The organism is Caballeronia udeis, from assembly GCF_001544555.2.
GTDB lineage: Bacteria > Pseudomonadota > Gammaproteobacteria > Burkholderiales > Burkholderiaceae > Caballeronia > Caballeronia udeis.
Genome location: NZ_FCOK02000107.1, coordinates 1 through 19,015 on the forward strand (window position 1 = coordinate 1; position 19,015 = coordinate 19,015).

At 58.7% G+C, this 19,015-nt stretch carries 16 protein-coding genes; 8 read left to right on the plus strand and 8 right to left on the minus strand.

The window, feature by feature from the left end:
* Positions 1–363 precede the first annotated feature (363 nt).
* Positions 364–1,404, minus strand: a complete 1,041-nt coding sequence (locus tag AWB69_RS41225) for an ABC transporter substrate-binding protein (RefSeq protein ID WP_062092525.1) — start codon at positions 1,402–1,404, stop codon at positions 364–366.
* Between the two features lie 418 nt (positions 1,405–1,822).
* On the opposite strand from AWB69_RS41225, the gene AWB69_RS41230 reads away from it, so the two are divergent.
* Complete coding sequence (locus AWB69_RS41230; RefSeq protein WP_062092526.1) at positions 1,823–2,185, plus strand: hypothetical protein; 363 nt, start codon at positions 1,823–1,825, stop codon at positions 2,183–2,185.
* Here the strand turns inward: AWB69_RS41230 and AWB69_RS41235 are convergent.
* On the minus strand, positions 2,156–3,028 hold the full coding sequence (locus tag AWB69_RS41235; protein WP_062092527.1) for a substrate-binding periplasmic protein: 873 nt from the start codon (positions 3,026–3,028) through the stop codon (positions 2,156–2,158). The genes AWB69_RS41230 and AWB69_RS41235 overlap by 30 nt on opposite strands.
* Before the next feature lie 228 nt (positions 3,029–3,256).
* Here AWB69_RS41235 and AWB69_RS41240 point away from each other — a divergent pair, with 228 nt between their 5' ends.
* The 4 genes from AWB69_RS41240 to AWB69_RS41255 all read left to right on the plus strand — a co-directional run bounded on the left by AWB69_RS41240 (position 3,257) and on the right by AWB69_RS41255 (position 8,642).
* A complete protein-coding gene (locus AWB69_RS41240; protein ID WP_231937403.1) occupies positions 3,257–5,350 on the plus strand; it encodes an ATP-binding protein in 2,094 nt (697 codons plus the stop codon).
* Positions 5,347–7,374, plus strand: a complete 2,028-nt coding sequence (locus AWB69_RS41245) for a hybrid sensor histidine kinase/response regulator (RefSeq protein ID WP_062092529.1) — start codon at positions 5,347–5,349, stop codon at positions 7,372–7,374. The genes AWB69_RS41240 and AWB69_RS41245 overlap by 4 nt, the downstream gene beginning before the upstream one ends.
* The gene (locus AWB69_RS41250; protein WP_062092530.1) at positions 7,371–8,003 is read left to right on the plus strand and encodes a response regulator; all 633 of its coding nucleotides are present in this window, start codon (positions 7,371–7,373) and stop codon (positions 8,001–8,003) included. The genes AWB69_RS41245 and AWB69_RS41250 overlap by 4 nt, the downstream gene beginning before the upstream one ends.
* A 429-nt stretch (positions 8,004–8,432) precedes the next feature.
* The gene (locus AWB69_RS41255; RefSeq protein WP_062092531.1) at positions 8,433–8,642 is read left to right on the plus strand and encodes a hypothetical protein; all 210 of its coding nucleotides are present in this window, start codon (positions 8,433–8,435) and stop codon (positions 8,640–8,642) included.
* 220 nt (positions 8,643–8,862) lie between these two features.
* On the opposite strand, the gene AWB69_RS41260 is transcribed toward AWB69_RS41255, so the two are convergent.
* Entirely contained in the window at positions 8,863–9,786 is a 924-nt protein-coding gene (locus tag AWB69_RS41260; protein ID WP_062092532.1) for a LysR family transcriptional regulator, read from the minus strand.
* Between the two features lie 137 nt (positions 9,787–9,923).
* Between AWB69_RS41260 and AWB69_RS41265 the strand changes: the two genes are divergently transcribed.
* Positions 9,924–10,679: an SDR family oxidoreductase gene (locus tag AWB69_RS41265; protein WP_062092533.1), complete on the plus strand. Its 756-nt coding sequence runs from the start codon at positions 9,924–9,926 to the stop codon at positions 10,677–10,679.
* 48 nt (positions 10,680–10,727) lie between these two features.
* Here AWB69_RS41265 and AWB69_RS41270 read toward each other — a convergent pair whose 3' ends face one another.
* Genes AWB69_RS41270 through AWB69_RS41280 form a run of 3 tightly spaced genes read right to left on the minus strand, consistent with a single transcriptional unit; the run spans position 10,728 to position 13,283 of the window.
* Positions 10,728–11,564, minus strand: a complete 837-nt coding sequence (locus AWB69_RS41270; RefSeq protein ID WP_062092534.1) for an ABC transporter substrate-binding protein — start codon at positions 11,562–11,564, stop codon at positions 10,728–10,730.
* Between the two features lie 56 nt (positions 11,565–11,620).
* Complete coding sequence (locus AWB69_RS41275; RefSeq protein WP_062092549.1) at positions 11,621–12,385, minus strand: amino acid ABC transporter ATP-binding protein; 765 nt, start codon at positions 12,383–12,385, stop codon at positions 11,621–11,623.
* Between the two features lie 16 nt (positions 12,386–12,401).
* A complete protein-coding gene (locus AWB69_RS41280) occupies positions 12,402–13,283 on the minus strand; it encodes an amino acid ABC transporter permease (protein ID WP_062092535.1) in 882 nt (293 codons plus the stop codon).
* Between the two features lie 595 nt (positions 13,284–13,878).
* On the opposite strand from AWB69_RS41280, the gene AWB69_RS41285 reads away from it, so the two are divergent.
* Both AWB69_RS41285 and AWB69_RS41290 read left to right on the plus strand, forming a co-directional pair.
* Positions 13,879–15,135, plus strand: coding sequence for a M20/M25/M40 family metallo-hydrolase (locus tag AWB69_RS41285; RefSeq protein ID WP_062092536.1), 1,257 nt, complete (start codon positions 13,879–13,881; stop codon positions 15,133–15,135).
* Positions 15,136–15,267: 132 nt separating this feature from the next.
* A complete protein-coding gene (locus AWB69_RS41290) occupies positions 15,268–16,290 on the plus strand; it encodes a LacI family DNA-binding transcriptional regulator (RefSeq protein ID WP_231937404.1) in 1,023 nt (340 codons plus the stop codon).
* Between the two features lie 107 nt (positions 16,291–16,397).
* Here the strand turns inward: AWB69_RS41290 and AWB69_RS41295 are convergent, their stop codons facing one another.
* Together AWB69_RS41295 and AWB69_RS41300 are read right to left on the minus strand one after the other, a co-directional pair.
* On the minus strand, positions 16,398–17,663 hold the full coding sequence (locus AWB69_RS41295; RefSeq protein ID WP_062092538.1) for an NAD(P)/FAD-dependent oxidoreductase: 1,266 nt from the start codon (positions 17,661–17,663) through the stop codon (positions 16,398–16,400).
* A gap of 33 nt (positions 17,664–17,696) precedes the next feature.
* Complete coding sequence (locus tag AWB69_RS41300; protein WP_062092539.1) at positions 17,697–18,995, minus strand: MFS transporter; 1,299 nt, start codon at positions 18,993–18,995, stop codon at positions 17,697–17,699.
* Between the last annotated feature and the right edge of the window lie 20 nt (positions 18,996–19,015).

A 19,015-nucleotide genomic window follows, 5' to 3' on the forward strand; every position in this document is an offset into this window, starting at 1 on the left:
CCCGAGAGCACTGGTGGCGAAGCGTGTTCATGTCAGGATTCGCGAGAAGGAGGGGTTCACACATCCGTCGCTCTGGCGAGCACCGTGCTTTTGGGGCACCTATGAATAGAAACTGCACGCTGTGGACACTTAGGGTAGTGCGGTTTGAAAGCGTTTTCTTTGCTTCGTTTCTTTGTCGCTAAGGACCAAGAAATGACGTGCCGCCACGCACAGTGGCTAATAGTGATAAAGAGAATATCCGACTCTCGCAGACCACTAACGCTGAAAGCAGCAACCCGGCACTAACCCCAACCGCTAACCCCAGAACCTGCACCCCCAGAACCCACAACCCCAACCCCGAGTGCGAACGAATAAATCCCCCGCTTACTGCATGAACTTGAGCCACCGCGCCTTGGCCTGGATGCCGGGTTCTGACGCCCACCACTCCTCGGACATCAACGCCTGCTTGGCGGCATTCTCCGGCGAACTCGGCAATTCGCTCGCACGCTTGGCGGTAATCTTGCCGGTCTTGAATGCGGCCGGATTGCCCGGACCATAGTCGATGTAAAGCGGCAGGTTAGCCTGCAAGTCAGGAGACACCGCCGCGTTCACGAACTGGATCGCCGTCGACAGATTCGGAGCGTTCTTCAGGATGCACAACTGCGTGTTCTGCAGGATGCCATCGTTGTAAGTAAAAGCGACATCCGGATTGTCCTTTTGCACGGCGCTAGCGCGGCCGTTCCAGATCATCTCCATGTCTACTTCGCCGTCGTGCAGCAACTGCGCCGACTGGCCACCCGACGTCCACCAGACGGTAATGTCCGGCTTGATCTGCTGAAGCTTCTTGAAGGCCCGGTCCACGTCCAGGGGATAAAGCTTGTCACGCGGCACGCCGTCGGCCAGCAACGCGGCCTCCAGCACCGTCTGCGGATCGTTGCGAAGCGCCCGCGTGCCGGGGAACGTCTTTACGTTCCAGAAATCCCCCCAGCTTTGCGGCACTTTCTTGAGCGTCTTCTTGTTGTAGCCGATTACTGTGGAATAGAACTCGTAGGCAACCGAATAGGGCGTGCGGTACTGCTCCGGCATAGAGGCTGCGTTCGGTAGTTTCGAAAAATCCAGCTTCTCGAGCAAGCCTTCACGGCCGCCGCGCAAACAGTTCGACGTTGGGGTATCCACTACGTCCCAGATCGGTTTGCCGGTCGCGCCTTGCGCCTTGATCGCGGGCCATGCGTCGGGGATGCTGTCCTGGTTGACCGTGATCGCGAGCAGCTTCGCGGCGGGATCGAGAATAGCCTTGGTCTGGGCTTCCTGATAACTGCCGCCTTGTGACACGAACGTGATCTGTCCCGCGGCGAACGCGGGTCCGCTCGAAGCAAGACTAATTAGCAGCGACAGTGCGACGGGGCGAAGCGACAGGTTTCTCATCGACGGCGGTCCTGGTGGTTAAGTGAATCGGCTGCGGGTTTTGGAGTCGGTGTGGCTTGCGTGTAGATATGAAGTCAGGATATGAAGTCAGTCGCGCGATCAATGTAATGTCATCTCCCGGCCATGCCGTTGGTTCAGACTCGCACGCACAGGCAAGCGCTGTTGCAATGCAAGGCAGGGCACGCACGGCTGGCATGGGGAAAATATAGGGGGCCATTTTTGAGGTGGCAATGCCGCAATTGTTTGAGTACCCATAACATGGGGTAATGGTCGGCCCAAGATGCCGTGCTCAAGTCAGGATTCCCCTAGGCGGGCAGCAGCACTTTCTTAGCAATTTTCGAGGGTTTCCCGATTTCTAAATCTTGGTTCCTGTTTTAGGATCGCTCTACCCAAGACTCCTTGCCCTCCGCTACCTGCGATGAGCGCCGATTCTTCCGACTCCAAGCCTGCCACCGAACAAATAGACGCTATCTGCCTGCGCCTGTTCGATTCGTGGTGCGACACCCGGAACGTCATCTCCCTGACCTTCCTGCTGCGTTGCTGGCCGCTGATCAGCGTGGACGCTGCCTCGATCAGACAACTTTGCACTACCCTGGGTGCACTTCAGGAATTGCATGGCAGCGTCCTGGATAAGGAGCAGGAGGGACTGCTGGTCGAACTAAAACAATGCATTGACGACCTGCAGGTGTATAGCCCAAAAGATCGTGCGCTGGTTCGCCATAGCCGCGACCGCGCATGGGCGACGTCGAAGTTAGTACGGCTTTGCCGGATCGAACCATAGCTCTTTGCGTGCATAGGGCACCCACGGCGGCAAGAACGGATTCTTGAGTTCGATGACCGTTCTCGTCTGCAGCTTGAGTTCGGATAGTTGCTCGGCGAAATGGCGGTTGAAGAAGGCGTCAAAACTACCGTCGCGCTCCATTTGTTCCAGGCCGTCGTTAATGCGGGTTGCAAGACGCGGATCGGATTTGCTGACGTAGAAGCACTGGGCGAACGGATACTTGATCAGCAAATGCTGCTCGATCGCAAGAGTGGGATAACGCCCCTGGTAGGCGGCAAGCTCTCCTGGCGCCTCCGTGACGCCGCGTGGAAACATGTCGAAGCGCCCATGCGTCAGCATGAGAAACAGCGACTCATAGGTCTCGGCAGTCCTTACCGTGATGTGGTTGTACTCGTACACGCGTACATCGCCCCATAACGCGCCCTGGCCGACCGAGAGCGCGTGGAATTGATCCAGCGTCTGGACCAGGGCTATTTTCGCCTGACTGTCCTTTGAAATCAGCGCCACGCGGTAGCCAAGCAAACCCTTGTCGATAGGAAAAGGGATGGGAATCATCCCCTCATCCAGTTCCTTGTGGCCCACGTCGCTGATCATGATGTTGATCCGCTTTCCCTTGATCGCTTCCAGGTGCGAGCGCGCAACGGAGATGTCGTCCGTATAGGCTAGCTCGACGTAAGGGCCGTATTGCGGCGTCGTTCGTCGCAGCACTTCGTTCAGCAATTCGAACGCATACGCATAACGAACCCGGAATTCTTCGGACTTCAGCGGTCTCACGATATCCTGCGCGCAAACCGTGGAAGTCAAGGCGAGCGCGGTTAGCCATGCCATGAGGATAGTACGCATGGTCCTCTCCCAAGCACGGGGCGCCGGCAGGTTGCCGCCGTGGCCCGATTCCGGTGACAGCCGGCATTCCCCTTGAATTCCTGTTGTTGGCAGACCAGCGTTAGACCACCGCTCTCAGAGCGCGCAGAATAGGTGGGTCTGGAACCCAAGGGTGGTCTGAGGAATATGGCGCTTAATACGTTTGGCGGGCTATGTGACCTCGTCGGTCGCCACCGCAGCAGTGTTGTGATGCGACTACTCGCTACCGTTTTCCTGTTCAGTTGCATGGTCACGCTCACGCTGACGGCACTTCAACTGTATCGCGATTATCACCGGGGGGTGATGCTTATCGAAAGCCGGCTTGCGGAGATCGATGGCAGTTATCGCGGCAGCCTGGGCGAGGCGCTCTGGCGGCTCGACCGGCCGCAGCTGGAGCTCCAGCTCGAAGGTATTCTGCATCTGCCGGACATCCGGCTAGCCGAGGTCACCGAGGTCATTGCCAGCGACAGCTCCATGGTGGTCGCCGCCGGAACCCATTCGAAAGGCCCGGTCATCGTGCGCAGTTATCCGATTGTGTATCGCATCCAGGGTCATGAGGAATCAATCGGCACGCTGCGCGTCGAGGCGACCCTCACCAACCTGTACGACGATCTCTTCAGGACGGCATTGGTGATCCTGCTGAGCCAGGGCGCCAATACGTTTCTGGTGTCGCTCTTTACCATCTATATTTTCTCGCGGCTCGTCACGCGCCATCTCGCCGCGGTGGCGCGGCGCGTCGAAGGTTACGACTTCCGGCAGGCGCCGCAAGCCTTCACGCTGCAGCGCCGCAGGCCACGCCGTCCGGACGAACTCGAACGCGTAGTGGCCGCGTTCGACTCCATGTGCGCACGCCTTCATCGCGCCTATAACGACGAGCGGGAAGCGGCCGAGGGCCGCGAAGCCCGGCGCACCGCCGAGGCGGCCAATCGCGCGAAATCCGAATTCCTTGCCAACATGAGCCATGAATTGCGCACGCCGCTCAACGGCATCCTGGGGTACGCCCAGGTCCTCGGCCGGGACCGCGCGCTCAGCGAGCGCCAGCGGGACGGGCTCGGCGTGATTCAACGCAGCGGCGAACATCTGCTTGCGCTGATCAACGACATTCTCGATATCGCCAAGATCGAGGCCGGCAAAATGCCGTTCGATATTGTTGCGGTGCCGCTTCGCGGACTGCTGGGCGACGTCGAGGAAATCATTCGCGTGAAGGCCGAGCAAAAGCAGCTTGTCTTCATGTGCGATGCGGCGCGCGACGCGCCCAACGCTGTGCGTGCCGATGAACGGCGGTTGCGCCAGGTACTGCTCAACCTGCTGGCAAACGCAGTGAAGTTCACCGACAGCGGCTACGTGAGCTTGCGCGTGGCCCCCTTGCTGGATGGCCGGATCCGCTTCTCGGTGGAAGACACGGGGATCGGCATTGGCGAAACGCAACGCGAGCTGATCTTCGAACCCTTCGAGCAAACCGGCGATGAACAACGGCATCGTGGAGGCGCCGGGCTTGGGCTTGGCATCAGCCGGCAACTCATGCGCTCGATGGGAAGCGACATCCTGGTCGAGAGTTGCAAAGGCGAGGGCAGTACCTTCTGGTTCGACCTCGAAGCAGTGCCGGTGCCGGTACCGTTCGTGTCGGCAGACACGCATGCCGCGTGGGTGGTGACCGGCTACACGGGAGCACGCAGGAGCGTGCTGGTCATCGACGACGTGCCCACCAACCGCGCGGTCGTGGTCGACATGCTGGGGCAGATCGGTTTCGACATGATTGAAGCGGCCAGCGGTCAGGAGGCGCTGGAGATAGCGCGGGCGAAGCGCCCGTCGCTGGTCCTGACCGACATCGTGATGCGCGAGATGGACGGGCTCGAAACCATGCGCCGCTTGCGGCTGCTGCCGGATTTTACCGGCGTGCCGATCATCGCCGTCTCTGCCAGCGCGACGGGCGGTGACGAAAAGCGCAGCCTGACCGCCGGCGCCGATGCGTTCGTGGCGAAACCCATCCGCCTCGACACGCTGCTCACGCAGGTTGCCGCGCTGCTCTCGCTCGCCTGGACTTATGCGCCGCTTGGGCTACCGCTGGCGCAGCCTGCGGCGATGCCATTCCCGGCTGTGCCTTCGCATGAGATGCATGACCTGCATCGGCTTGCGCGCCAGGGCAACATGCGAGAAATCGTGTTGTGGGCCGAACGCATCACGGCACTCGACGAGCGTTACAGCGCGTTCGCTGCTGAATTGCGCTCGCTCGCGAAGAACTACCGGACCAGGGCGATCGTGCAATTCGTCGAGCGGCATCTTGAAGGGGGGCACGCGTCATGAATGACACGACTATTGACCCTGCACTCGCGAAGGTGGAACCGCCTGCAGTCCTGATCGTGGACGACATGCCCGCCAATTTGAGCGTCGTGGTGGAGAGCCTGGAGGCGCAGGGCTTTCGCGTACTCGTGGCGCTCGACGGTCTGGAAGCGCTGGAACGCGCGGCGTTCTCGCAACCCGATCTCATCCTGCTCGACGTCAAGATGCCCGGCATAGACGGCTACGAAACCTGCCGGCGGCTGAAGGCAAGCAGCGACACCAGCGATATTCCGGTGATCTTCATGACGTCGATGTCCTCGGCCGCCGACGTCGTCGAAGGGCTTGCCGCGGGCGGCGTGGACTATGTGACCAAGCCGATCCGGGTTGACGAGGTCGTGGCCCGTATTGGCACGCATCTGGCGTTGCGCACGCTGCAGCGGCAACTTGTTACGCGGAACATGCAGTTGCAGCATGAAATTGCCGCACGCGAAAAAACCCAAAAAGCCTTGAGCGATGCGCGCGACGAACTTGAAGCGCGGGTAGCGCAACGCACCGAGGAGTTGGCGCGGGCCAATGTCAGCCTCAACCTGGAGATTATCGAACGCCGGGGCGTGGAGGCGCGGCTGAAAGAAAGCGAGGCGCGGTTTCGCGCGATTGTGGAGACGAGCCCGGTGCCGTTGTGCATCACGTCCATGCCCGAAGGCGACATCCTGTACATGAACCAGCCGCTGCGCGAACTCTTTGCGCTCGACACGACACAATCTGCTCTTGGCAACATTGTCGACTTTTACGCTTCGCCAGGGGAACGTGACCAACTGGTGTGTCATCTGCGTGAGGATGGATGTCTGCGCAATGCCGAGCTGAGTTTCAGGCGGGCGGACGGCACCACGTTCTGGGCCGTGGCGAACGCACGGGCGGCGACCTACGGTGACGTTCCCGCTATTTACGTGGGGCTTTATGACATTACGGCGCGCAGGAAGGCCGACGAGAAACTGCGTGCAAGCGAAGCGAGCCTCGCCAACGCGCAGCGCCTGGCGCGCCTCGGCGACTGGGCATGGGATCGCGATAGCGAGGTGACGCACTGGTCGTCCGAGGTCTACCGCATTCTTGGTCTGGAGCCCTCGGTCGTGAAGCCGTGCTATAGCACCTATCTCGCGCTGGCTCATCCCGACGACCATGCTACTGTCCGGCGCGCGGTTCGTGAACTGCTCGCGAAGGGTCAGCCCTTCGGCATCGACCATCGCATCATGAGTCCGGACGGGACGACCCGCATCGTCCGGCTTCAGGCAGAACTCGTGGATGCGCGAGAGGGGCTGTCATGGGGTATTGTCGGCACCGTCCAGGACATCACCGAGAGGAAGCGTACCGAGGAGGAACTGCTGGCGTCGCGCGAGCAATTGCGCGAGTTGTCGGCGTATCTGGAAGCAATCCGGGAAGAGGAGCGGCGTCGTATAGCGTTGGAGATTCATGACGAACTGGGGCAGTTGCTCACCGCGCTGAAAATGGATGTTGCACTGCTCAAGATGCGTGTTGTCGCGGACGCGGAAGCTACCCGGAAGATAAACGACATCCGCGAGCTGGTGGAGAAAACCATCTGGATGGTGCGCAACGTCGCGAGCCATTTACGACCGGCGGCGCTCAACTTCGGTATTGTGTCGGCCTTGGAGTGGCTAGCTGAAGACTTCAGCCGGCGCAACGGCATGCCTTGCCAACTGGTTGTGCGCGGCGGTGAACCGAGTCTGGCGGACACCGATGCAACCGCCGTGTTCCGCATTGTCCAGGAATCGCTGACGAATGTATCGCGGCATGCCGGTGCGTCGCGCGTGGCCGTAACGCTTGTCAGCACCGATCAGGCACTCGATCTCCGGGTGAGCGACGACGGTCAGGGCTTTGAGCCGGAGTCGGCGCAAAGCGCTTTCTCCTATGGCTTGCTGGGCATGAGCGAGCGGGCACGCCTGATCGGCGGGACGTTGCACGTGGACAGTGCGCCGGGCGCCGGAACCATGGTTTCAATCAATTTGCCTCTGGGTGGCGGACGGGAACGATGATTAGTATTTTTATTGCGGATGACCACGCGATCGTAAGAAGCGGGCTGAAGCAGATCGTGGCTACGACGACCGATATTGCCGTGGTCGGTGAAGCCGCGCATGGGTCCGAAGTCGTGGACAAGCTGCGAGCTTGCCGCGTGGACCTGCTATTGCTCGATATGACCATGCCGGGCATCAGCGGCGTGGACCTGATCCGGCGCGTGCGGGCCGAGCAGCCCACGTTGCCGATCCTGGTGTTGAGCATTCACAATGAGGGACAGGTGGTATCGCGGGCGTTACGCGCGGGTGCGACGGGCTATGTGACCAAGGACAGCGACCTCGAAGTCCTGCTCGCCGCTATCCGGAAGTTGGCGGCGGGCGGGCGCTTCATTGACCCGAAGCTGGTCGACGCAATTGTTTTTGACTCACCTTCCAGCGACGGGCCGCCGCACGAGATTCTCTCCGACCGCGAGTTCCAGGTGCTGCAGATGCTGGCGGCGGGTAACAGCATCAATGACATTGCCGACGCGTTGTCGCTGAGTGCAAAGACCATCAGCACGCACAAGATGCGGCTCATGCAGAAGCTCGGGCTCAATAATAATTCGGAAGTGATTCGTTATGCCGTCAGGCACGGCCTGGTGACAGAGTGAGGGGCTCACCGCCTCAACCTGCATGATTGCCTTGTCAGGAAATCCTTATAGTCATTGCAGGATATTCCTAGATCAAATTCCGCTTCCGCCGACTGAAAATTAGATCGGAACCAGATAGCATGATGTCATGCGATACGGTATGGGGAGTGCGCTGGTAACGGCCGATCCTTAGGTCTTTAGCAAGGAACAATAGTGGCCGGCAAAGGCTGCCGTGGTTCACGGTGCTAGTCTGTTTGTTTAGTATTTTCATGGCGGGGCAGAGCGGTTGTGCTTAGGCTGCATGGGCGCAATGATCCGTCTGCTGCCCCGCGCTCGGTGTTCTTTCATCACGATGGTTGCTGGCAAGTAATCCCGCAGACTGGGAAGGCTTTGACGAAGGCTGTCCGGGTGGCAGCTTGATGACCCTTGGTGAGTTCTGCGGAGAAACGCATGGATAACAAATCGGGGCTGCAACAACAGGAAGATGTGGCTGAGCTTAGTGGCTGGATCAGCGTCTGGTACGACCAGGCTGTCGCCGCGCGGTTCATCGACCCGCCGTTCGTGCTTGACGACACAACCGCGGACCGTCTTCAAGGTTACTTCGACGTTGGTCTGACACCGGACGACGCCGTTCATGCTTTTTTCGGTGTGATCCACTGACCCTGACTGTTACACCGCCGCACGCGGGCACGCGGTATAGGCGGCAAGTTTGTAGAACCTTCAGCGGCCCATGCGCCGGGGAGGTTGAGTTGTAAGCCGGCTCTCAGTTCTAGCCCTCCCCTCGGAGCTAGAATTTAAGGCGTCGTGTTCGCACGGCGCCTTTTTTTTATTCCTCGCAGATACGTCGCTTGACGCTCGGGGCGTGACGTTAGCCAGACTGTCAGCCCGACACGTAAGGCCCGTGCTGCAACTCGGATTTCTCCAGCGCCGCCAGCACGGTGTCGAATACAAGCCGTATGCGCGCGGGCACCGGTCCTCGCTGTGGCCTATAGACGTAGACCGGCCACGGCTCCGGCGCAACGTCATCCAGCACGCTTATCACCTTGCCCGCGTGCAGCGGGGGCAGCGCGAGATAACTCACGATCTGCCCAAAGCCCAGCCCCGCCACTACGGCACGGCACTCGCATTCTCCATCGTCCGTCTGGAACGTGAGATTCGTCGGCGTCATTTCCTGCCCGTTGGAAAACTGCCAGGGCCACACGCGCCCGGTGTTCCTGTCGATGAACCCCGTCGACGGCAGCAGTGCAAGCTCAGCCAGATCCGCGGGTTGGCCCACACGGGCGATCAGCTTGGGGCTGGCAATGACGGAGAAGCCTACCCGCGACGCAGGGCGGACCACGAAGCGGCTGTCTCGCATGAAACCGATCCGCACCCCAATATCGATCTGCTCCGCGATGGGGTCGGTGATGGCGTCGGATAAACGCAGGTCGAGCGTGATGCCGGGATGTTTCTCGGCAAGACGGGTAAGCCCGGGCATGAGAAAACGTTCGCCGATGGACTTGGGAGCGGTCAGCCGGACGAGGCCGGCGATCTCGGCATCGATCCCGCTGTCCTTCGGTCTTAACAGATCATCCGTTTGCTGCACGAGTTCGCGCGCCCGCAGCGCAAATGCTTCTCCTGCTTGCGTGGCGCGCACCCGCCGGGTGTTGCGGTGGAAGAGGATTTCTCCCACCAGCGCTTCCGCTTCCTGAACGGCGCGCGTAATTGCCTGGGGCGAGATTCCCAGCCGGGTAGCCGCTTCCTTGAAGCTTTGCGCTTCAACGGCCGCACAATAGATGCGCAACATTTCAAGGCGATTCTGCATGGCGGGTTCCTGGGTTTGATTCCATAAATTGGAATTATGAAATCGTATCATTTCCATTGAATGGTTGATTCGCGATTCCCATACTATCTTCTGTCGCGGGGGCCTTCGCCCCTCAGGAACACAGGAGCATGTCAGCAATGAGCCATAACGTCAGCAATGGAATTGAAGGTAAGGTCGTTGTCATCACCGGCGCGAGCAGCGGGCTCGGTGAAGCAACGGCGCGTCATTTGTCGGCGAAAGGGGCCGCGCTCGTATTGGGTGCGCGTCGTCTCGACCGGCTCGAAAGCATTGCCGCCGAGTTGCGCGCAGCGGGCGGCAAGGTCGAGGTATTGGCTGCCGATGTGACCCGCCGCGCAGATGTCCAGGCGCTGGTCGATCGGGCAGTGAGTGCCTACGGACGCGTGGATGTAGTGATCAACAACGCAGGCTTCATGGCGATCGCGCCCATGTCGGAGACGAAGGTCGACGAGTGGGAACGCATGATCGACATCAACATCAAGGGTGTGCTGTACGGGATCGCCGCCGCATTGCCGGTATTCCAGAAGCAGGACAGCGGTCACTTCATCAACATTTCGTCGGTGGCGGGCATCAAGGTCTTCAGCCCCGGCGGCACTGTCTATAGCGGCACCAAGTTTGCCGTGCGCGCTATTTCCGAAGGGCTGCGCCACGAAGTCGGCGCGTCGATCCGCACCACGATCATCCTGCCGGGCGCGGTCGACTCCGAATTGAAACTCGGCAGCTCCCACGAAGAGAGCGCGAAGGTGGTTGGGCAGTTTTATCAGCAGGCGATTCCCGCTGACTCGGTCGCTCGTGCGATTGCCTACGCGATCGAGCAACCGGGCGATGTCGATATCAACGAGATCGTGCTTCGTCCGACCATGCAGGAATTTTGATCGACGGGCTCCGGCGGTGGGAGTGTGCGTCGCCGGGGCTGGCCAGAGCTATTGCTTGCCATTGATGGTTGCTTTATCGACTGCGCTTCCTTCAAGCCCCCACTTGACAAGTATCTTGTGATAAGTGCCGTCGGCGATGATGCCGTTGAACGCCTTTTGGAGCGCGACCCCAAAGGCAGGGTTGGTCTTCGAGAATCCCATCCCCATTAGCTGTGGGAGAAACGGCGTGCCGATTTGTACATACCGGTCGTTTTCCATTTTGTTTTGATAAGGGAGCGTTGGAGCGCCTTGTACTGCGGCATCCACTCGGTTTTGGTTGAGCTGAAGGCGAGTGTCAGGGGACCCATCCGTGCCTATAACGACTATTGCCGGCTTGCCTTGCCTGACGCAGTGCTCGTTGCTCCAGGTTGCAATTGCTGCGGGCCATATCGTTCGACGAGCAGTCCCTACTTTCTTTCCGCACAAGGCCGCCATGCTGGGGAAATTGGAAGCCTGGGTCTTCAACGTGTAGAACACAGAACCTAGCTTGAGGTAATCGAGGAAGCTGATGCTCGCCTCGCGCTCCGGCGTATCAGCCATTCCACCCACGATAAGGTCCGTTCGCTGTGTGGTGATCGAGCTTAACAACTGGTCGAAATTTGTCTCTTGCCATTCGACTTTCGAACCCATCTTTGCTGCAATCGCTTCGACAATATCTATGTCGAAGCCAATCATCTTGTCTGTCTCCGGGTCCTTCGATTCGAAGGGTGGATATTTAGGCGTCGTTCCGGCAATGAGCGTGCTCTTAAGCGGTTGCGGTGTTTGGGCGTGAGCTGCATACGAATGCGCAAGGAGTGCGACAGCTGCGACAGCTGCAATCGCACGTTGAAGGCAAAGGCCAGCCATAAAATTTTCCTTGATCGATTTAAACCCGGCTTCTTGATTGCGCTGGGCCGCTGAAGTTACGAGAGGACCGCAGAAATGAATTCTTGCGTGCGAGCGTGCTGCGGCCTGGACAGGATCTCGTCAGGAAGGCCGCTTTCAATGACACGTCCTTGATCCATAAACAACACGCGGTTAGCAACTTCGCGAGCAAACCCCAGTTCATGCGTCACCACTATCATGGTCATGCCGCTTCGAGCGAGGTCTCGCATGACCGCCAGAACCTCGCCAACAAGCTCCGGGTCGAGCGCCGATGTAGGCTCATCAAACAACATCAATTGCGGCTGCATCGCCAAGGCCCGCGCGATCGCGACACGTTGCTGCTGACCGCCCGAAAGCTCAACGGGAAAGGCATCACATTTATGACCCAGACCGACGCGATCGAGCAGTGCGCGTGCTTCCGCTTGCGCGACATTTCGATCCTTCCTGAGCACCTGGACAGGCCCCTCGATCACATTTTCAAGCACGGTCATGTGCGGAAACAGATTGAAGCGTTGGAACACCATTCCCGTAGCGAGGCGTTGGTGCGCTATCTGTTTCTCCGAAAGCTCATAGAGCTTGCGTTCAACGCGGCGGTAGCCAACCAGTTCATCGTTCACCCATAGCGCGCCTGCATCAACTGTCTCCAGTTGATTGATGCAGCGGAGAAACGTGCTTTTCCCTGAGCCCGACGGCCCGATTATGCACAACACTTCGCCTTTCCTGATTTCGATATTGATGCCTTGAAGCGCCTCGAAATCACCATATGATTTGCGGAGATCGACCGCTTTTACAATTGAGCTCATGATGTTTCCTTCGATATCATTGCTTCGCCGGCGTGCGGCCCGCGCCACGCGCAAAACGGCGCTCCACGCGTGCCTGAATTGCAGACAGAATGGTGACGATGATGAGGTACCAGATGCCCGCGACCATGAGCAGTTCGATGACTCGGGCGTTCGCGTAATAAATGTTCTCCGCGCTATGTACTATTTCGGCGTATTGAACGACGCTCGCTAACGACGTGAGTTTGACCATGCCGATCAGCTCATTGCCGATTGGCGGCACGATGACCCGCATTGCCTGCGGTAGCACAATTCGACGCAATGCTTGCAGCCTTGGCATGCCAATGGACTTTGCGGCTTCATACTGACCGGGGTCGACTGAGAGTAATCCTGCCCGGACTACTTCAGAGGTATAGGCTCCCTGGTTGATACCGAGGCCGAGGAGAGCCGCCAGGAACGGTGTCATTACGTCAACCGTGCGCAGTTCGAATAAACCATGTATTCCGATGGTCGGGAAAACCAACGCCAGATTGAACCAGATCAACAACTGCAGCAGAACCGGCGTGCCTCGGAAAAACCATACGTAGGTTGATGCAACTGTTCGAAGTACGGGATTCGAAGACAGGCGAAGGACCGCGACGGTTACCCCAATAAGCACACCAAGGCTCATTGCGAGTAACGTCATCAAGACCGTGTTTGCCAGTCCGGTCATGATTGACCGAACCGTGAAAAATCGCGCAACGTATGACCACTCGACCTGGCCGCGCGCAAACGCCATGACAATCCACGCCGCAATCGCAACGATAACGACGGAGGCGAAATACCGCCCGTAGTATCGTCGGCGGACATGCTCGAAGTGCGAAATGTCGCTGAAATCTTCTGGATTGTTCATCCTCTGACCTTCGTTCGCTGCAGTTAACATAGCTCTCTCATGTAGCCAACAGGATTTTTCATTCTTCAACGACAGGCCGACCGCGGACATTCCGGGCAGGTTTCGGCTGATTGATGACTATGCAAGTAAATCGTTTTACCACGGCAATTACGGTACAAAACACAAAAACAAAAGTCAACGGAAATTCGAGGTTTTCAGGGAAAACCTGACAGGTCAGGACGACGCTTGCAGCACAACGACCGTCTTGTTGCGGCGTTCTCGCAAGCACGTTACTTGTCAACCTTCGCTGGCCCTTGGCACCCATCCCTCTGAAAATTTGTACCCGAGGAGGACGCAATTGTCACTTGACAGGGAATGCTGCCAGAAATAACCTGTTTTAGGTAAATGGTTTTACTGATGCGTTTTTATGATTTTTTTCATCGAATCGTCGCTAGACTGCGGAGCACGCCGCGATGACGGATCGTTGACGACGCCATGCATGAATTTGATAAAAATTTTGCGCTTCTGGATAATGCATTAGGAATACTGCGTAAATATTTCTTGCGATGCCTATACCAATGCATCTTGACGTTTCTGCTCGGCTAGGGTAAATTTTTTGAGTAAATCGTTTTACTACAGAGTGAAAATGACTAAATCAGAACTGCTGGCATCAATCGAGGCGGACCGTCGTTCGCATGTGGCATTCCTTCAAGAGTTCATCAGGAAACCGTCTCCCAATCCGCCCGGCGACACACGAGACGTCGCCTCTGTTGTGAGCGCCTATCTGTTGCGGCGCGGAGTTCAGAGCTCCATCGTCGCGCCCAAGGCAGACATGCCAAATGTCGTCAGCGAGTTTCACGGACCGCGCGATGGACGACGTTTGATTTTGAACGGCCATATGGACGTATTCCCGGTCGGGAATGCAGAGGGTTGGACCAAGGATCCTTGGTCGGGAGACATTGAGGAGGGGCAGGTCCATGGTCGAGGCGCCTGCGACATGAAGGCGGGCACAGCCGCATCTGTCATTGCGTTCAGCTATTTGCACGAGTATCGGCACGCACTTGCGGGCAGCTTGGGACTGACGGCTGTGTCGGACGAAGAAACGGGTGGTCGCTGGGGAAGCAAATGGCTTCTGGATAACGACACGCGCTGGCATGGAGACTGTATGCTGAACGCCGAGCCGGGTGGCGTCGGTACGATCAGATTCGCTGAAAAGGGAACCTTGAGATTGACGTTTACCGTTCGAACCGCAGGTGCCCATGGCGCCTACGTGCACAAAACGGAAAGTGCGAGTCGCATCGCTGCTAGTCTCATCATGAAGCTCTCCGTAATCGAAAACATCATGCCGGCTCTCCCTGCGTCACTCGCCTCCTACCTGGCTCAGGCCGACGTACAGGCGGCTGCTGATCGAGCGATGGGTGCGGGCGCCGGCAAGATTCTGGCGCGCCCGACGCTCAATATCGGTACGGTCCATGGCGGATTGAAGGTCAACATGATTCCGGCGTCCTGTGTTTTTGAAGCAGACATTCGCCTGCCGATCGGGCTTGATGCAGCTACTGTCATGGACCTCATCCTCGGCATCCTGAGAGATTACCCACAGGTGGAGGTGTCTGTACAAGAAGCCGCGAGCAATCCGTCCAATTCATGTGCGCACGACCATCGGATGGTCGGAATCCTGGCGGAAAACGCCCGGAGCATCACGGGGACGAAACCGCTGGCTATCCCCTCGCTCGGTGCGACTGACTGCAAGTTTTGGCGATACAAGAATGTGCCCGCTTATATCTATGGGCCAGCGCCCACCCGTATGGCTGCGCCGGATGAGTCGGTGCTGATTGATGAGTTCATTGCCGTAGTCAAGACCCACGCGCTTTCAGCGTGGGATTACCTGGGAGGGGGAGCGTAGCAGCCGTGGAGCGCGCTGGTTTGGATTTATGGCAGTCAGGCTACGAGCTATTATCTTGGTTTCGCCGGTCGCTCGGTCTGTTGACTGCTCGCCGGTTCATGAAACGGGAAACAGATAATGGCCGGGAAGAGGGTGACTATTTCGGACGTCGCGAAAGCCACGGGTGTTTCGGTGGGCGCGGTGTCGCGAATTTTGAACAACGATCCGACTCTGAACGTACGGGAAGAAACGAAAACGCATGTACGGCGAACCATCGCAGAGCTGGGATATTCGCCCAACCCTCAGGCCCGTGGCCTGAGAATGTCCCGTTCCGGGACCATTGCAATGATTGTCCCGGAAATCAACAGTCCAGCGTTTACCGCCATCATCTTGGGGGCGCAAAAAGCGGCACGAGAGCGTGGCTATTCAATGCTGCTTGGGGGCATTGGAGAAGAAGGTGACGACCCGCAACTTCCCTCACGGATTTTGGCGCGCAACCAGGTTGACGGATTCTTGATTTCGACGGGGACGCAGGAAAAAGAGCAACTCGCGGCGGTAAAAACGTTGGGGGCCCCGTCAGTCCTGGTTAATCGGTATCTTGACGAATCGCATCCGCACGTCGTGCTGGATGATGTCCGAGGCGTCACCGCGATCGTCAGGCACCTGATCGAACTGGGACATAAACGCATTGGTTTTTTGGGCGGATTGCGACGCTATCTCGGTACTCGTCGTCTTGCCGGCTATAAAGCTGCGTTGAAAGAGGCGGGCCTGCCCTTCGATCCAGGCCTGGCTATCGACTCGGGTTACGACCGTGATGGCGGAGAAAGAGGCGCCAGCACGCTTCTATCGCTTGCGAACCGTCCCACCGCGATCTTTGCGACAAACCATTTGGTTGCAGCAGGTGCGATTCATGAAGCACATCGGCAGGGGTTTAATGTGCCCAAAGACCTGTCAGTCGCAAGCTTCTATGACGGCCCTGTGGCGGAACTCTTAAACCCGGCTGTAACTTCGGTCTTGTATCCGCTTGACCGACTGGGCTACGAGTCAGTGGCGATGCTCGTTGACATTTTGACTGGCGTTACCCCTGCGACTACGAGCGTCATCATTCCGCATGACAAGATTGTCGTGAGGGCGTCGACAGGGCGCGCGCCCACGAAGATAAGCCGTCGCGCGTAGTGATCCGCCCTGAGTGTGGCGTCGGCAACAGGACCAAATGGCAGCGGTTTGTTCTAAAGTTTTGAGAAATTCCTACGGATACCGCGTGTCTCCAAGACGGTCCGGTCTCACGCATTGAACCTGTCCAGCCGGAACGCCTTCGGGTCCACTCTCGGCGTGTCCCCGGTCACCAGATCAGCCATCAACGCGCCGGCTGCCGGGCCAATGCCAAATCCATGCCCTGAAAATCCCGCGGCCAGAAAGAACCCTGGAATCTTGCCGACCTCGGAGATGACCGGCACCGCATCAGGTGTCACATCGATAAACCCCGCCCAGGCTTGTGCAACCGTCGCATTCTTGAACGCCGGGAACGCATGCTTCAACTTGCCTAATGCGCCGTCGACCATCTTCATGGTCGGCGGTGGATCGAGCGTCCGGCATGCTTCGAACGGCGTGGGTGCATCCAGGCGAAAATGGCGCGGGATCTTCATCTCTTCCACAAAACGCTTGCCTACACGAAGCTTCAAGTACTTGCGCTCTGCCATCCAGGCCGGCAGGAATTGACGGCACAAGCGGATGCTGTCCGGTGTGAGATCAGCAATTGATGCCCCGAGTTGCGACACCGTATAACCGCCGTCAGCGCGCTTGCGGCACGTAAAGTCTGACCCGTTGATCGCCATCTCCAGCCCGGTTTCCAATGGCCCCGTTCGCAGCACTGACGCATGCACCTTCAACTGCGCGAAATCCACCGCGTTGTTGCCGCAAAAAAGCCGTGACCATGCGCCGCCTGCCAGCACCACCGACGCACACTTCACAACGCCCCGCTCGGTAACGACCGCCGACGTTCTCCCCGCGTTGGTCTCAAGCCCGCGAACCGCGCATTGCTCGAACACGAGTGCACCGGCTTCGCCCGCCAGTTGGGCGATTGCTGCGGTCGCGAGCGTGGGTTCGGCGACGCCGTCGCCCGCGCTGTACAAAGCGCCGATCCACGGCCGGTTCGACGCAGGGATAAGGCGCGCCAGCTCGTCGCGCCCCAGCAGATTTCCTTCGGTGCCCGTGCCCTTGGCCGAGTTGAGCCACGCCTGATGACGAGCCATTTCCTTGTCCGTTTCCGCCAGATAGGCGAGGCCGGTACGCCGGTAACCCACGTTGATGCGCGCCTGGATGTCCACCCACATGTCGTTCGCTATGGCAGATAGCGGCAACTCCTTCGGGTCCCGCCCGACCGTGCGAATCCATCCCCAGTTACGCGACGACTGCTCGCCCGCGACCGTGCCTTTTTCGAATACAGCAACACGTATGCCCTTGCGCGCGAGCGCGAGTGCGGTACTGATGCCAATAATGCCGCCTCCGATGATCGCAACATCGATCTCCGCAGGCAATGTCGAACGCATGGTTTGTCCTCGAGGGTAAGCGGTCGTTGACGGTCAGTGAACACGGCTTCGGCTTGCCGACAAGCCGGCCAGCGCAACCACGCCTATCACGATCACGTAATAAGCCGGCGACATGATGCTGCCCGTCTGTGCGACGAGGAAGCCGACCACGAGCGGCGTGACGCCGCCGAAAAACGTCTGCGACGCAACATAGGCGATCGACACGCCGGTCGTCCGGCACGACGTTGGAAAGAGCTGTGACAGCAACGATCCGACCGGCGCGTAATAGAAGCTGTAGAACACCAGCGACATTGCGCATTGGAACAAGATCAGCGACTGGAACGAGGGGCTATGCGTCAGCACGAAGAACATGGGGAAGATCATGATCAACCCGGCGATCAACGCAATCCGCATGACCTTGATCGTGCCGAAGCGGTCGGCGGCCAGTCCGCCGAAAATCGGGAATATCGTGCTGACAAGACCGCTGAAGATGGATGCAATGAACGCTGAATCCTTGGCTATACCAAGGTTGTTGATAGCGAACGTCGGCATGTAGATGTTAAGAAAGCTTGCCACATTGCCTGCCGCAACAACGGCCGCGCCGATGAGCAGGAAACGCTTGTGAAAGGTGAAGACCTCCGCAAGCGGCCGATGCGGTTTGTCGGCGATCTCCTCGAACTCGCGCGTCTCGTTGATCTTGGTGCGGATATACAGTCCCACCGGACCGATCAGGCAGCCGAAGATGAACGGCGTGCGCCATCCCCACGAATCGACCTGCTGTTGCGAAAGATAGTGGTTGATCAGGTACGCAAACAGCGAGGCGGTCAGCACCGCCAGGCCCGAGGTCGAGAACTGCAGGCTGGCGAAAAGCGCTTTCGTGCGCGAGTTCTGCTCGGTCAGGTAGGAATTCGCGCAGCCAAATTCACCGCCGACCGAAAAGCCCTGCAGCAAGCGTCCGAACACCAGCAGCGCGGGCGCCCACGCACCAATCACCCGATACGTTGGAATCACCGCCATCAGCAAGGTGCCGCAGAGCATCAGGAACGCGGCGATGGTCAGCGCCGCGCGACGGCCGCGTTTATCCGCATAGATGCCCAGCACCACCGCGCCAATGGGGCGTATGACGTAGGCGCTCGCGAAGGTCAGCAGGCTGTACAACAACGCTGACTGCGGATTGCCGGTAGGGAAGAACAGGCGCGAGATGGTAATGGCAAACATGGCGTACACGAGCAGGTCGAACCACTCGAAGAACGTGCCCACGTTCGCCGCCACCACGTCGCGAATCTTGTGCGTGGATGCCTGCCTGGATGATGGAATACCGCCCGAATCGATGCTGCCGATCGCCTGTTTCATCGTTGCGTCCCGTGTGGTGA

Bases quoted from the DNA above. Each gene is read 5' to 3' on its own strand.
- AWB69_RS41295 (WP_062092538.1), bottom strand. From the start codon at position 17,663: ATGCGTTCGACATTGCCTGCGGAGATCGATGTTGCGATCATCGGAGGC.
- AWB69_RS41235 (WP_062092527.1), bottom strand. From the start codon at position 3,028: ATGCGTACTATCCTCATGGCATGGCTAACCGCGCTCGCCTTGACTTCC.
- AWB69_RS41225 (WP_062092525.1), bottom strand. From the start codon at position 1,404: ATGAGAAACCTGTCGCTTCGCCCCGTCGCACTGTCGCTGCTAATTAGT.
- AWB69_RS41270 (WP_062092534.1), bottom strand. From the start codon at position 11,564: ATGGCTGGCCTTTGCCTTCAACGTGCGATTGCAGCTGTCGCAGCTGTC.
- AWB69_RS41260 (WP_062092532.1), bottom strand. From the start codon at position 9,786: ATGCAGAATCGCCTTGAAATGTTGCGCATCTATTGTGCGGCCGTTGAA.
- AWB69_RS41230 (WP_062092526.1), top strand. From the start codon at position 1,823: ATGAGCGCCGATTCTTCCGACTCCAAGCCTGCCACCGAACAAATAGAC.
- AWB69_RS41275 (WP_062092549.1), bottom strand. From the start codon at position 12,385: ATGAGCTCAATTGTAAAAGCGGTCGATCTCCGCAAATCATATGGTGAT.
- AWB69_RS41265 (WP_062092533.1), top strand. From the start codon at position 9,924: ATGAGCCATAACGTCAGCAATGGAATTGAAGGTAAGGTCGTTGTCATC.
- AWB69_RS41300 (WP_062092539.1), bottom strand. From the start codon at position 18,995: ATGAAACAGGCGATCGGCAGCATCGATTCGGGCGGTATTCCATCATCC.
- AWB69_RS41245 (WP_062092529.1), top strand. From the start codon at position 5,347: ATGAATGACACGACTATTGACCCTGCACTCGCGAAGGTGGAACCGCCT.
- AWB69_RS41255 (WP_062092531.1), top strand. From the start codon at position 8,433: ATGGATAACAAATCGGGGCTGCAACAACAGGAAGATGTGGCTGAGCTT.
- AWB69_RS41240 (WP_231937403.1), top strand. From the start codon at position 3,257: ATGCGACTACTCGCTACCGTTTTCCTGTTCAGTTGCATGGTCACGCTC.
- AWB69_RS41285 (WP_062092536.1), top strand. From the start codon at position 13,879: ATGACTAAATCAGAACTGCTGGCATCAATCGAGGCGGACCGTCGTTCG.
- AWB69_RS41250 (WP_062092530.1), top strand. From the start codon at position 7,371: ATGATTAGTATTTTTATTGCGGATGACCACGCGATCGTAAGAAGCGGG.
- AWB69_RS41280 (WP_062092535.1), bottom strand. From the start codon at position 13,283: ATGTTAACTGCAGCGAACGAAGGTCAGAGGATGAACAATCCAGAAGAT.